Source organism: Frankia casuarinae, assembly GCF_000013345.1.
GTDB classification, from domain to species: domain Bacteria; phylum Actinomycetota; class Actinomycetes; order Frankiales; family Frankiaceae; genus Frankia; species Frankia casuarinae.
On record NC_007777.1, the window covers coordinates 3,636,031 to 3,649,641 of the forward strand.

11 protein-coding genes, 2 pseudogenes and 1 riboswitch are annotated in these 13,611 nt (G+C 72.4%); of the genes and pseudogenes, 2 read left to right on the forward strand and 11 right to left on the reverse strand.

All coding sequences use genetic code 11. The features are described 5' to 3' along the window. Positions 1 to 133: 133 nt before the first annotated feature. From FRANCCI3_RS15415 to FRANCCI3_RS15460, 10 genes and pseudogenes are all read right to left on the reverse strand, one after another. Positions 134 to 1,201 (reverse strand): hypothetical protein, encoded by a 1,068-nt coding sequence (locus FRANCCI3_RS15415; RefSeq protein WP_148214916.1) that lies wholly within the window; start codon positions 1,199 to 1,201, stop codon positions 134 to 136. 322 nt (positions 1,202 to 1,523) lie between these two features. Next, positions 1,524 to 1,811: pseudogene (locus FRANCCI3_RS29130) on the reverse strand (lycopene cyclase domain-containing protein); the annotation flags it as partial. After that, positions 1,808 to 2,188: a lycopene cyclase domain-containing protein gene (locus tag FRANCCI3_RS15425; RefSeq protein ID WP_011437454.1), complete on the reverse strand. Its 381-nt coding sequence runs from the start codon at positions 2,186 to 2,188 to the stop codon at positions 1,808 to 1,810. The pseudogene FRANCCI3_RS29130 and the gene FRANCCI3_RS15425, both read right to left, overlap by 4 nt. Positions 2,189 to 2,217: 29 nt before the next feature. After that, entirely contained in the window at positions 2,218 to 2,931 is a 714-nt protein-coding gene (locus FRANCCI3_RS15430) for a thiamine phosphate synthase (RefSeq protein WP_011437455.1), read from the reverse strand. Continuing rightward, positions 2,912 to 3,169 (reverse strand): sulfur carrier protein ThiS, encoded by a 258-nt coding sequence (gene thiS / locus FRANCCI3_RS15435; RefSeq protein WP_011437456.1) that lies wholly within the window; start codon positions 3,167 to 3,169, stop codon positions 2,912 to 2,914. Before thiS ends, FRANCCI3_RS15430 begins: the two co-directional genes overlap by 20 nt. Positions 3,170 to 3,234: 65 nt before the next feature. After that, entirely contained in the window at positions 3,235 to 3,558 is a 324-nt protein-coding gene (locus tag FRANCCI3_RS15440) for an Rv2175c family DNA-binding protein (RefSeq protein WP_023841271.1), read from the reverse strand. A 127-nt stretch (positions 3,559 to 3,685) separates the two neighbouring features. Continuing rightward, entirely contained in the window at positions 3,686 to 5,335 is a 1,650-nt protein-coding gene (locus FRANCCI3_RS15445) for a Gfo/Idh/MocA family protein (protein WP_011437458.1), read from the reverse strand. Between the two features lie 237 nt (positions 5,336 to 5,572). Continuing rightward, on the reverse strand, positions 5,573 to 6,808 hold the full coding sequence (locus tag FRANCCI3_RS15450) for an NAD(P)/FAD-dependent oxidoreductase (RefSeq protein WP_011437459.1): 1,236 nt from the start codon (positions 6,806 to 6,808) through the stop codon (positions 5,573 to 5,575). Positions 6,809 to 6,847: 39 nt separating this feature from the next. Beyond that, positions 6,848 to 8,014, reverse strand: coding sequence for a 2-iminoacetate synthase ThiH (thiH, locus tag FRANCCI3_RS15455; RefSeq protein ID WP_011437460.1), 1,167 nt, complete (start codon positions 8,012 to 8,014; stop codon positions 6,848 to 6,850). Further along, complete coding sequence (locus FRANCCI3_RS15460) at positions 8,011 to 9,024, reverse strand: thiazole synthase (RefSeq protein ID WP_011437461.1); 1,014 nt, start codon at positions 9,022 to 9,024, stop codon at positions 8,011 to 8,013. The genes thiH and FRANCCI3_RS15460 overlap by 4 nt, the downstream gene beginning before the upstream one ends. After that, positions 9,020 to 9,133, reverse strand: a riboswitch (TPP riboswitch). Its footprint overlaps the gene before it by 5 nt. A 269-nt stretch (positions 9,134 to 9,402) precedes the next feature. Between FRANCCI3_RS15460 and pknB the strand changes: the two genes are divergently transcribed. After that, positions 9,403 to 11,517 (forward strand): Stk1 family PASTA domain-containing Ser/Thr kinase, encoded by a 2,115-nt coding sequence (gene pknB, locus FRANCCI3_RS15465; protein WP_236701474.1) that lies wholly within the window; start codon positions 9,403 to 9,405, stop codon positions 11,515 to 11,517. Between the two features lie 90 nt (positions 11,518 to 11,607). Next, entirely contained in the window at positions 11,608 to 13,323 is a 1,716-nt protein-coding gene (locus tag FRANCCI3_RS15470; protein ID WP_011437463.1) for a DUF5667 domain-containing protein, read from the forward strand. Between the two features lie 19 nt (positions 13,324 to 13,342). Here the strand turns inward: FRANCCI3_RS15470 and FRANCCI3_RS25690 are convergent. Beyond that, positions 13,343 to 13,585: pseudogene (locus tag FRANCCI3_RS25690) on the reverse strand (IS5/IS1182 family transposase); the annotation flags it as partial. Positions 13,586 to 13,611: the final 26 nt, after the last annotated feature.

Sequence of the window (13,611 nt, forward strand, 5' to 3'; positions counted from 1 at the left end):
CCCGACGGAACCTTGGCGCGTCCCGGCCAACCTGTCATGCTATACCGCGCCGCCCGGTACCCCCCGAACCGGGCGGCGCCATACTTTCCCACCGCCGTCACCGCCGTCACCGCCGTCACCGTCACCGCGCCGGTCAGGAGGGGCAGGGCAGAACGGTGAGGGATCCCGGTGCCCGGGAGCGCCGCCCGTCGAGATCGGTCACCGTGGCCGTGTAGGTGATCGCCCCGGCCACACGGGCCGGGCCCACCGGGCCGGACCACGTCGACCGGTTACCCGTCGCCCGGTCAAGGACCAGCGACACACTAGCCCTGCCTCCGTCGGGGAGGTTCACCACGAGCTCCGCGGCGAAGATGCCGGTCGCGTCCACGACGGACACCGTCACCGTGGACACCGTCACCGGGGACGCGGTCACCGGGGACGCGGTCACCGGGGACGCGGTCACCGGGGACGCGGTCACCGGGGACGCGGTCACCGGGGACGCGGTCACCGGGGACGCGGTCACCCTCGCGGCCGGCGCGCAGCCGGACGGGTACAGCGTCGTCGGCGCCGCGACCATCGACACCACCTGTGGCGAGCCGTCGACCCTGGCGGTGACCCGCACGTCGCCCCCGCCATCACCCTTGCGGGGCCTGACTGGAACGGTCACATCGATCGGTCCGGACGGTGCCGCCGCCCGATCAAGAGTGATCACCAGGGGGACGACGGCCCCCGGATCGATCCGCGACCGGCCGGGCACCACGGTTAGCCAGGACGGGCTGGCGCCGATCACGACGTCGACCGGCGCCGTGCCCTCGCCACGCAGGTCAAGCCGCCAGACGGAGTCGACGTCACCCAGGTCGACCCTGGTCGAGCTCAGGCTTAGGGCCGGGCCGGCGGGCCGCGCAGCGACCGGGACGGCCGGTGACCCGGGCGGCGGTCCGGTCCGCGGCCTCGCGGCGGTCGGGGCAACCCGTGGCGAAACCGACCCGATGCCGGTGCTCGGGGAGGCCGCGGACGCGGTGGAAAGGGCCGGACCGGCACCCGGCCGGGCAGTGACCGGGGCCGCCGTCACGTCCGCCGGCCCGTCCTCGTCACCGGGCGTGGGTGCCGGCGCTGCGACCGGCGCACCCGGCCTGCCTCCGGAGGAACCCGCACGATGGTCGCCGGCCATCCGCCCACGCACAACCACCAGACCCGCAACGATGACGACCAACACAGCCACCACAGCGATGATGCGTCCCCACCGGATCGGCAGGATCCGGCCTGAACGCCCCCAGGGAGAACGGTGACGTCCCGGCGATCCCGGGCCCCCCGCACCATCATGCGTCATCGTGACGAGATTAAGCCGACGGATTCTCGCTAGGGGACCAATTCGCTCGTTTCCGTCACGAAGTACGCCGAGATCTCTCTCGGCCCTCGGGTCGAGACGGGATGCCCCGATTCTCCCCATTGACCCCGTTGTCGCCGTTGTCGCCGTTGTCGCTGGCCTCCCGGCTCTCCCCGGTCCGCCGGCTGCGAGGCCTGCCGGGCGGCCCGCCCCGCAGCCGGCGCCCCCACCAGACCCACCATGCCAACGTCTGGGTCACCAGCGCGAAGCCGAACAGCAGATCCTCGACCGGAGCGTGCGCGATCCGCGGGCCGAGGATCCGGCGGGGGTCGTAGACGACGATGCCGAACCCGGTGAGGATCCCATTGGAGATCAACTGGAACAACGCGATGATCGCATAGGAAGTCCAGAAAACCCGCCGGGTCAGCAGCCGGGTCCGCAGGACCCACAGGTCCATCGCGATCGCCAACGCGACCCCGACGACCGCCAGGGCCGTGTAGCTCACGGCCGATCACCATCGGGAGTCCCATCGGAACGCGTCGCGCTCGGATGGGCGGGCTCGTCGCCGACGTCCCAGCCCCGCACCGCGCGCACGGCCTCCAGCGTCAGGATCGCGCACATCGGCACCACGGCGAAGAACAGCAGCTCCTCCAGGGGAAGGCCCCCCGGAAGCAGGATCCCGGTGATGCGGCGCCGGTCGAAGCTCCAGTGCCCCGCGGAGACGGCGAACAGGTCCCAGACAACGAAGATCACGATGACGGGGGCGAGGGTCAGCAGCAGCCGAACCGGCCGGGCGTACACCCGGGTGCCCAGAAACACCTCAAGCGGCGCCGTTCCGAGCAGGCATCCCGCCAGGACCGCGAGGTAGCTCAGATGGCGCATCGGCGGCTCGGACGGCGCATCGACAACTCTCAGACAGCTCTCAGACGCTGAGCGAGGGCAACAGCGCTCGCGGCCGGATCCTCGACCCCGGTGAGGCCCCGCACGACCACCACGCGGCGCGCTCCCGTCGCAAGAATCTGATCCAGGGTATCCGGACCGACGCCACCGGTGACGAACCACGGCTTCACGCCCGGAGCGAACGGAGGAGCGTGCCGCGCGGCCAGCCGGGGCAGACCCAGGCCGACCGGCGGCCGGCCCTCCTTGGTGGGCGTGGCGTGCACCGGCCCCACGCACACGTAGTCGACGTCGGGGTCGGCGAGCGCCGCGAGGAACTGGTCGGGATCGTGCGTCGACTGTCCGATCAGCACGTCCGGGCCCACCAGGCGCCGGGCAAACCGCGGCGGGATGTCGCCCTGACCGACGTGCAGGATGTCGACCCCGGCGAAGGCGGCGAGGTCGGCGCGGTCATTCGCGCTGACCAGCACTCCCCTGGCGCCGGCGGCGGCCTGCACCCGCCGCAGCCCGCCGAGCTCCTCGTCCCATTCGAGCCCCTTCTCCCGGAGCTGGATCAGATCGACCCCGGGGGCCTCGGGCGTGCCGACCACGGCGCTCAGGAAGGCGTCGAACTCGGCCCGACGCGGCGTGCACAGGTACAGGCGGGCGTCGGCCAGCCGCCGCAACCGGTCCGCCCGGGCTGGCCCACCGGCGCGCGGCGACGATCCCTCAACCTCCGGCGACAGCACGCACGATCTCCAAAATGTCGCCGTCGGCGAGCCGGACGGCGGGAATCTCGGACGGCGTCAGAGCCACGCCATTGTGCTCGACCACCACCGAACCAGACGGCAGGCCCAGCTCGGCGAGCAGGTCGGGCAGCGGCTGGCCACCCGGGATGCCCCGCGGCGCACCATTGACGACGACCCGCGCCCGGGCGAGCGGCTCCGGGTGCGCACGCGGGTGCAAGTGCGGCGGACGATCGACCATTTTTCGACCCTACGGGAGCAGCGCCCGCCGTGCGGGCGGTGGGTACGGCCGGGACCGGGCCGGGGCTAGAAGGCCGACGCCTGGGCCCGCCGTTTGACCTCCTTGCCACGGTTCTCGATAAGTGCCTGCATGGGGGTGCCCGGCAGACTCGGATCCTCCCGGAAGATCCAGTCGAGCGCATCCTCATCGGTGAACCCCGCGTCGGCCAGCACCGTGAGCAAGCCGGGCAGCCCCTTGACGACGGCGCCGTCCCGGATGAAATCGGCAGGCACCCGCAGGACGCCCCCCTCCCGCCGGGCCAGTAGCGTCCGGTCGCGCACCATCTGCCGGACACGGGTCACGGGAACCTGCAGCTGATCGGCGACGTCAGGCAGGGTCAGCCAGTCCATGGTCAAGAGTAAACACCTAAGTCTCGATGGCGTCGTATGGTGCCGGCGCGGCCGCGGACGTTGGCCGCGCCCCTCGGCGAGGGGATGACCAGGCGGTTTCCGGCCGGGACGGTCCGGCCGGAACGGGTCAGAGCGCAGCCACCTGGGCGCCGCCCGCGGCCGCCGAGCGCACCGCCGCCTCCAACACCGCGACCACCGGACGGGCGGTCTGCACGCCGTAGCCGGACAGCGGCCAGCCCGAGACGAGACAGTCCGCCAGGTCCCGGTGAAACGTACTGCCCGAGGTGGGTGCCAGCGGGATGTGGCTGCGCACCCCGTCATGGGTGATCAGCACGAGCGACCCCGCCTCCGCCTCGAGTATCTCGGCCTCGGCCTCGACCTCGGACCGACGACCGGCGTGCCGTCCCAACCGCGGCACCAGCTTCCCCTCCCCGTCCCGGAAAGCCCCGCCGTCCCGGAAAGCCCCGTCCAGGATCAGCGAGCCGGTGGACCCGAGCACCTCGAACCGCGGGCGCCGGGCCACCGTCAGATCGGAGACCGTGACCTGCGCCTCGGCCCCACTCGCGAAACGCAGCAGCAGCCGGCTGTGGTCAGCGTTGCTGACGTGGTGCCAGACCCGCTTGACGGTGGACGCGCTGACCCATTCGACGGGCTCGTCAACGAGGGCGAGGATCTGGTCAACGCAGGCGCTGCCCCGATCATGGAGCTGCCCACCACTGATCCGCTCGTCGTCGTGCCAGGTGCCGGCTGGCCGGCGGAAGCCGCCCCGGTGGGCGTCCAGCCGCAGCGGCTCGCCGACGGCGCCGCGGTGCACGGCGGCGCGGACCGCCCGGTAGCCCGGGTCGTCCCGACCCTCCGGATACACCGCGAGCACCAGGGACCGGGCCTCCGCGAGCTCCGCGAGCTGGTCGGCGTCCGGGGTCGACAGGCAGAGCGGGGCGTGCACGACGACGTGCTTGCCGGCCTCCAGCGCACGACCAGCCCATTCGAGACGGGTGTGGGTCGGTGTGGCCACGATGACGACCCCGAGATCCGGATCGTTGACCAGGTCGTCCGGGTCGTCGACGCGGCGCGGCGGGCGACCCGCCGCGTGCGCCGGGAGCCGGCCGGCACCGCCGTCGCAGAGGGCGGCGAGTTCCAGGCCCTCGGTCGCGTCCACCGCCGAGTGGTGCGTCCCGGTGATGTCCGGGGTGCCCAGCAGCCCGACCCTGGCCGGCGCGGCGTCGAGCACGCCGAGGCAGTGCCGCAGCCAACGTCCCACGAGCCGCTGGTAGGCGGGATCGGCGAGCACGGCGGGACCGGTACCCAGGGTGAATATGCCGAGGCCCGTGGAGGGCCGCCAGGTGCAGACGGGATGCTCGCCCATCTCGTGCCGGACCAGGAGCAGCCGCTCCACGTCGTCGGCAATCTTGTCGGGGATGATCCAGCTCTCCCGGGGGCGGAAGTCCGCGGACCGGGCCATGACCGCGCCGCCCTGCGGCCCGACGGTCAACCGCAGGTCGTAGGGCGCGGTGGTCCGCCCCGGGATGAAACCGGACGCCTCGATGAGCGGACTTCCCGGCGGCAGCGCCCGCATGGTCGGCCCGGCGAGCAGGACCGGGACGGTCTGCCGGGCCCGGTCCAGCAACTCCTGCTCGACGTGGTCGAGCGGACGGTCGATGAGCACGAGAAGCGCGTCGGCCGACCGTGCCGAGGTCGGGCCGAGACCCGCTGCCCGCAAATGGTCGCCGAGCGCGTTCACACCGGCCAGGTTCGACACCAGGTGAATGCGAGGCACGTCTCCGCACTCTAGTGACTGTTCCCGACGTTCCGGCGATTGGGGTCATCAAACAAAGATCCAAATAAAGATCCGCGCAAAGATTTACACAAGGATGCATACATAACGCAATGCCGGGCAAGAGTACCAATGATCCTGATATCCAGAAATCCCGCCGTCCGGCCGATCGGAACGCCTGGAACGCCTGGAACGCCTGGAAAATCCGGAGCACCGGGAACACCGGGTCGTCACCGGGCGTCATCGACTTGCCGCGGCCAGTTCCTTCATCGACACGGAGATATCGGCGAAACGCTCCCGATCCGGGATACCGTCGGCCGCCATCAACCGGCGACCGGCGACCATGTCCATCGGGCGCCCCACAGTGACCAGCGCCTCGAGACGGCCGTCCGGGGCGAACCACCCGGCCGACCAGCCAGACGGACGCCCGCCGTCGGGCGGCACGACGACGCCCGGATCGCCCCGGAACACCGGGGCAGCCTCTGCCGAAGGGAGTCCCGCGAACTGCACCATGCGGCCGAACTGTTCCGACCAGAAGTAGGGCACCGGGTCATAGACGGCCTCCCCGCCGAGCAGCGTGCTGACCGCGACCGCGGGCGACTGCTGGGCGCAGTCCCAGTGCTCGACCCGCAGCCGCCGACCGTAGCGACGCGACCACCAAGCAGCACAGTCACCGACCGCGACCACCGGCGGCCGGTCGCCGTCGGCACCGTCGGCACCATGGGTCCACCGGGCGGCGAGATGCTCGTCAACCACGACTCCCCGGTCGAGGGCGAGCCCGGAACCGGCGAGCCAGGCGGTGCCGGGCCGCACCCCGACGCCGACGACAACCTCGTCCGCAATCAGCTCCTCACCGCCAGCCAGCACCAGCCCGTCGGGGGTGACCCGCTCCACGGCCGTGGCCAGGCGCAGGGTAACCCCGGCCCGGGCGTACCACGCGATCGTGCACCGGCCCACCTGCGCGCCGAGCGCGGCGAACAGCGGCGAGGCGGCTGCCTCCACGACGGTGACCTCGGCACCGATCGCTGCCGCCGCCGTGGCGACCTCCGCGCCGATCCAGCCGGCACCAACGATGACGAGCCGGACGCCGGGACGCAGGGCGCCACGCAGATCCCGGGCGTCGTCAATGGAACGCAGGACCCGCTGTGGGCCGTCGCCCGGCAGGGTTACCGGGTCGGCTCCCGTCGCCAGCACCAGGCCGTCGTAGTCCAGCGGCCCCGCGTCGGTCTCCACAGTGCCCGGTCGCAGGCCCGTCGCCCGCCGTCCGAGGCGCACCTCGACCCCGTCGAGGTCGAAGGGCAACGTCGTGTCGTCGATGCGGCCGGAGAGCACCGCCTTGGACAGCGGCGGACGATCGTAGGGCCGGTGCGGCTCCGCCCCGAGCAGGATCACCTCTCCCGCGAAACCACGCGCGCGCACCTCGGCGGCGGCCCGGCCCCCCGCCATTCCCGCGCCCACGACGACTATTCGCTGCATTCGAGCAGACTATCGACGACCCGCGACGCCGGGCCGCCGTCACCGCACCGGGTCGACAAGCGGAAAGGCGTCCTTCCACACCGGCTCGTACCCGGCTTCGGCGAGCATCGCGGCGATCTGTGCCGGCGAACGCTCGTCGGAGATCGAGAACTGTTCCTGGGCCGTGCCGGGCGTGGTGTAGCCGCCGGGTTCGGTGGAGGAGCCGGCGCTCATGGTGGTCACGGCGATGCGGACGAGCCCGTCGCGCAGCACCGCCGGCTCCCGGGTCGACAGCGACAGCGCGAGGTCCGGCTCGAACAGGCGCAGGGCCGCGTACGCCTGGACGAACTCCGCGTCGTCAACGACGACGACCGGCGGGAACCCGCTGGCACTCGGCTTGATGCGCGGCAGCGCGATCGAGACCTCGGTCCGCCAGTAGCGACGGGAGAGAAAGGAGGCGTGCGCGGCCAGCGCGAGCACGTCAGCGCGCCAGTCCGGGGCGAGCCCGAGCAGCGCGCCGATCCCGAGCCGGCGCACCCCGGCCCGCGCGGCCCGTTCGAACGAGGACAGCCGCCGGTCGTAGTCACGCTTCCAGCCGGCGACGTGCACCTCGGCGTAGCGGGCCCGGTCGTAGGTCTCCTGGTAATGGACGACTCCCTCCAACCCGGCACGCACCAGCCGGGCATAGGTGTCGTCCGACCAGGTCTGGGTCTCGATGCTGATCGAGGGGAACATCGGCCGTAGCCGCTCGACCACCGCGACGAGGTAGTCGGCCGATACCTCGACGCGATGCTCGCCGGAGACGAGCAGCAGATGACGGAACCCCCGGTCGACCAGCAGGCGTCCCTCCGCCACCACCTCCTCAAGGTCCAGCGTGCGGCGCACCACCGGCAGGCCCTTGGCGAAGCCGCAGTAGGTGCAGGACGACAGGCAGGCGTTCGACACGTACATCGGGGCGAACAGCCGGACCGCCCGACCGAACCGGAGCAGGGTCGCCTCCCGGGCGGCAATCGCCAGCTCCTCCAACCGGGCGGTGGCCGCGGGTGAGAGCAGGATCGCCAGCTCCGCGAGACCGATCCGGGGGGTGGCCGACCCACCGGATCCGGGCCGAACCCGCCGCAGCACCGTGTCCACCTCGGCGGACGTGGCCCGCCGCGACATCGCGGACAGCCCGGCCAGGTCGTGACCGGCAAGTTCGCGCGCGAACTCCCCTGGCGGGGCGCTCACCTGGACGCCTCGCCCACCACCGCAGCCGGGGACGTCGCCCGGGACACCGAGGGCACGGGCGACGCCGGTGACGGGTGGGACGCCGGTGACGGGTGGGCGCCGAGGAACCCGGTGAGCGGGGAGGAGGCGGACGCCACCGTGGCCGGGCCGGCAGCCCCTCGGCCGGCCAGGAAACCCAACCGGCCGGCGGCGGTGGCGAGCGCGAAGGCCCGCGCCATGCGCGCCGGATCGGCGGCCACCGCGATAGCGGTGTTGACCAGCACCGCGGCCGCGCCGATCTCCATCGCCTCGGCCGCGTCCGAGGGCACCCCGAGCCCGGCGTCCACGACCACCGGCACCCCGGCGCTCGCCACGATTGCCTCGATCGCGTCCCGGGTGCGCAGCCCGCGGTTCGAGCCGATCCAGCTGCCCAGCGGCATCACGGTGGCGCAGCCGACCTCCTCCAGCCGGCGGGCCAGCACCGGGTCGGCCGAACAGTAGGGCAGGACCGTGAAGCCGTCGGCCACCATGAGCTCGGCGGCGCGCAGGGTCTCCAGCGGATCCGGCGCCAGGGTGCGCGGATCCGGGGTGACCTCCAGCTTGACCAGACCGGTGCCCGTCGCCGCCCGCCCGAGGCGGGCCAGCCGCAGCGCCTCGGCCGCGTCCACCGCGCCCGAGGTGTTGGGCAGCAGGGTCATCGACGGCGGGATGAAGTCGAGAACGTCGCCGTCACCGATCCGGCCGATGTCGACCCGGCGCAGCGCCACGGTGACGATGGTGGCACCGGATGCGACGAGGCTGTCCCGCATCACCCGGTGACTCGCGAACTTCCCGGTGCCGATCAGCAGCCGGCTGCCGTAGGCCCGCCCGGCGATGACGAGATCGTCCGCCCCCGCGGCACCGGGTCCGGCCTCACCACCACCCCCGCCGCCGACGGCGGAACCTCCACCGGCGAGGCCATCGGGACAGGAACCGTCGGGGGGAGAATCGCCGGGACGGGAACCGGCAGGACGTAGGGGGTGCTGCGACACGATCTTTCATCCTCCCCACGCGCGCATGACCGCGATCGGGTATACGGGTCGCCGACGGGATACTGGCCAGCCTCTCAGCCCACGTCCGTGGGCTCCCCGGAGCAATCGACAGTGTAACCGCTGCTTCCTGGCCGCGGCTTCGGGTGTCCCGCCGCGACGCCGATCTGCGACGCCGATCTGCGACACTGATCCACGCCCGTCGACGATCATCGCGGCCTTGAGAACCGATTCAATGTGGGCACCCGGGTTTCACCCGGTGGACACCATGCTGCGCGACGAGGTACTTCTCGCTCGAACGACGTATCCGGGTTAACCTCGCGGGGCTCGGTAGCGGCATCCTTCGACAACGATCGTAAACTCTCCCTCGTGGATGCCACCGTGGCCGACCCCGTCGTAGGTCGGCTTCTCGACGGCCGCTACACGGCGCAGGAACGGCTCGCCGTCGGCGGGATGGCGACGGTGTACGTCGCGCACGACAACCGGCTGGACCGGCTCGTCGCCCTCAAGGTCATGCATCCCACTCTCAATCACGACCCGGAGTTCGTCACCCGTTTCCATCGCGAGGCCAAGGCCGTGGCACGGCTCAACACCCCGCGCGTCGTCTCCATCCTCGACCAGGGTTCCGACCACATCCCCGCCGGTCTGGTCAACTACCTGGTGATGGAGCTGGTGCGCGGCCGGTCGCTGCGCCAGCACCTGGGCGCCCGGGGTCGGCTCCCGGTCACCGAGGCCATCGAGATCATCGAGCCCGTGATCGAGGCCCTCGCCGCCGCGCATGCCGCCGGCATCATCCACCGCGACATCAAGCCCGAGAACATCCTGCTCGGTGACGACGGCCAGGTGAAGGTCGCGGACTTCGGCCTCGCCCGTCCGGTGAGCCAGCCCACCCAGGCACTCACCGGCGGCGTGGTGATGGGCACTGTCGGGTACCTCGCCCCCGAGCAGGTCACCCACGGCGTCGCCGACACCCGCAGCGACGTCTACGCCGCCGGTGTGGTGCTCTTCGAATCCCTGACCGGGCAGCTCCCGCACAGCGGCGCCACCCCGATGTCGGTGGCCTACCAGTCGGTCCACGGCGACGTGCCGGCGCCGTCCACCATGATCGAGGGCATTCCCGCCGAGCTGGACGGTCTTGTTCTCCGGGCCACCGCCCGCGACCCGGCGCGCCGGCCGGTCGATGGTGCGGCCCTGCTGGCGGAGCTGCGGCGCATCGAGCCGTTCCTGCCCCCGCAGGACGCCTACCCGAGCGGGTTCACCGGCGAGATCGAACGGATCGGGTTGGCCGAGCGGCCTTCAGGGGCCCGGGAGCCCGGGTACCCCCAGGAGCCCGGGTACACCCAGCCGTTCCAGGCCGAGGACTACGACGACTCCCGGGGCGCCGGGCCGGGGGCCGCCGCGGAGCGCGCGTTCGCCGGTGCCGGGCCGGGCCAGCCAGGCACCGGCGCGCTCTATCGATCCGCCTCCCCGCCCTCGCCGACCGCCACGGCCTATCTCGGGGGCGGTGGCGGGCGCGGGCGGCGACGGGCCGCCGCATCGCCACGCTCCCGAGGGCTCATCCCGGTCGTCGTCGGTGGCATGGCCGTCCTGGTCCTGCTGCTCGGGATCCTCGCGTTCCGTTCCCTGTCCGGCGGAGGGACCGAGGTCCCGCTGCTGACGAACCTGAGCAGATCCGACGCCGAGAAAATGCTGCGCGACGCCGGCTTCCAGTTCACCTACCTCGACCCGGTCGCCAGCGCCACGGTACCGGTCGGCCACGTCGCCCAGCAGGATCCCCGGGACGGATCGAAGGTCGACAAGGGCGCGCTCATCACCCTGCGGCTGAGCTCCGGCCCCGCGACGGTGCGCGTGCCGGACCTGGCGAACCTCACCGAGACCCAGGCCAAGGCCCGGCTGGCCGAAGTGGACCTGACCCTCGGCGGCCTGAGCCCACAGTCCAGTGACACGGTGCCGGCGGGCCATGTGATCGGTACGAACCCCGGGGCCGGCACCGCGCTCAAGCCGAAGGACCAGGTCGTCGTGATCACTTCGACGGGCCCCGCGACGAAGCCGGTGCCGGCCGACATCATCGGCAAGTCGTTCGAGGAGGCCAAGGCCGAGCTCGTCGGCCTGAACATCGGCCTCGTGGTGCAGCGCACCGACGCCGTGAACGACGCCGTGCAGCCCGGTGAGGTCTTCGGGGTCTCTCCCGACGTGGGGCAGCCGATCTCACCCGGCGGCACCGTCACCCTCACCGTAGCCGAGGCCGACGGGTTCGACAACGGTGACGGTTCCGGGGGCGACGGCAGCGGGATCCAGGTCCCGGTGCCGAACGTGGTCGGGAAGAGCTACCGGGAAGCCGAGAACATCCTGCAGCGCCGGGGGTTGAAGATTGACCGTATCGGCTGGATCGGCGGGCCGGGCGACCGGGTGACATCGCAGTCCGCCAAGGCCGGGAGCAAAATCGAAAAAGGAAGTACCGTGCACGTCAACACAACGTGGGACCCCCTCGGCTGAGCCGCCATCCTCCACCAGGTTGATCATATTGTGCAACGAATCGCGCGGTGGGCGAAAGATCCGCGACCGCTTCCCCGGGGGGACGACGGCGTGAAGGCAGCGCGTGGTCGTGGCCGGTGGCCCGCCGGCCCGCGGCGGCCGACGTCGTGGTGGCGGGAGTCGTCGTGGTGGCGGGAGTCGTCGTGGCGGGGCATGGCCGGCGGTGGACGGCGGGCCGAGCGGGTCGCCGACCTGCTGGACGGACAGCGCCCCCCGTATGACGAGACCGACGCGCGGCTGATCGACACCGTGGCGGCCCTCCGGGACCTGCCGTCACCGCGGCTGCATCCGGCACGGCACGCCGCCCTGCGCGGACAGCTGTTCGCCGCCGTCACCGGCTCCCCGGCATGCGATCCCGTCCGTTCCCCCGCCGCCGTTTCCCCCGGCACCTCCGTGAAGGGCCACGAGACCGAGGCCCGTCCCACAAGAACCCGTCCCGCACGCACGCCTCCCGAGGGCGTCGATCCTGACCTGCCGGGAAACGATCCGGTCGACGCGCGGTGGGTACGCCGGACCGGTGCCCGCGGTGTCTCTGCCTGCGGTGTCTCCGGCCGGGGCAGGATGACCCGGGCCGCCCGGCCGCTGCTGGCCGGAGCACTCACCGCCGCCGTCACCACGGCGGCCCTCGCGGTCAGCTCGGGGGACTCGCTACCCGGCGATACCCTGTACGGCGTCAAACGACAGGTCGAAGACCTCCAGGTGTCGCTGGTCCGCGATCCGGTCGAGCGGGCGAAGACCCGGCTGGGCATGGCCGGCTTGCGGATGAGCGAACTGCGCACGATCACGGTGAACGACGGCGGGGTGATCGCCCCGGAAACCGGTGCCGGCGCTCCGGAGACGAGCCCGCGGGTGCCGGTGGTGAACCCCACGGCGACCGCCGCACCACCGACCATCGCGGTGTCACCGACCATCGCGGTGTCACCCGCTGCGGTGTCACCCACTGCGGGGACGTGGCCTCCCGGTCCCCGCACACCCGCCGTCTCCGGCGACGCCGGCGAATCCGATGGCCCCGACGCGCCGAGCGACCCGCCCGGCCCCGGCAACGGGGACCGCCTCGACCCCGAGCTGGTCAACGCGCTGCTGCGGGACTGGATCGCCGAGGTGCGCGCCGGCACGCAGGTACTGCTGGCCCGGGTCGCCGCCGGGGACACGGACGCCTGGACCACGGTGAACGCCTTCACCACCGAGCAGTCCCGCGGGCTGAAGAACCTGCTGAGATCGCTTCCCGTGGGCTCGGTCGGACCGGCGCATGCGGCTCTGGATCTCATCGACGACGTCAGGCGCAGGCTCGGCCCGCGGGCACCAGCGCCGGTCCGGGCCCCCTCACCCGTCCGCCAGATCTCTCCGATCGTGCCGACCGGTGACGCCCTCACCCCCCCGCCCTACGTGGCGCCGCTGCTCTCCGCACCTCGGCCCACGGCGACCGGGGCCACCGCCGCGCCCGCCCTCAGCACTCCCACCCCCGGCACTCCCACCCCTGCCGGCACCGGCATCGGCTCGCCGGGGCCCCCGAGCCCGGCGCCGGGTGGTGCCACGAGCGGAACGACCATCCCGACCCCGACCCCCGCCACGACCCCGACCCCCGCCACGACCCCGACCCCCGCCACGACCCCGACCCCCGCCACGACCCCGACAGACGACACGACCCCGACAGACGACACGACCCCGACCCCCGCCACGACCGCATCCGATGTCACGCCGACCACGGTGGGCGCGCCCTCGCCGCAGAGCCCCCCGAACGGGGCGCCGACGCCGGGATCCCGCTAGAATCTGTTCCGAGTTTGGATCATGGGGTTGGCAGGCTGCGTAGCCAGAGGATGGATCCGCGCAGGTGGAGTCCTGCGGCGTAGCTTTCGGGTGTCTTGTCGTAGCGGGTGGCCAGACCCCGCCATTCCTTGATCTTGCTGATGCCGCGCTCCACGGTGTTGCGGTCTTTATAGAGCGCGGCGTCGTGGCGGACCGGGCGACCTCCGGCGCTGCCGCGCTTCTTACGGTTGGCCGTCTGATCGGCCTTCTCCGGAGGACGAGCCGTGGTACTCGCTCTTCCCAGGACCC

What these genes read in the sequence shown, in the direction of transcription:
- FRANCCI3_RS15450 (WP_011437459.1), bottom strand. Translation starts at nt 6,808, where the DNA reads ATGCAGCGAATAGTCGTCGTGGGCGCGGGAATGGCGGGGGGCCGGGCC.
- thiS (WP_011437456.1), bottom strand. Translation starts at nt 3,169, where the DNA reads ATGGTCGATCGTCCGCCGCACTTGCACCCGCGTGCGCACCCGGAGCCG.
- FRANCCI3_RS15440 (WP_023841271.1), bottom strand. Translation starts at nt 3,558, where the DNA reads ATGGACTGGCTGACCCTGCCTGACGTCGCCGATCAGCTGCAGGTTCCC.
- FRANCCI3_RS15425 (WP_011437454.1), bottom strand. Translation starts at nt 2,188, where the DNA reads ATGCGCCATCTGAGCTACCTCGCGGTCCTGGCGGGATGCCTGCTCGGA.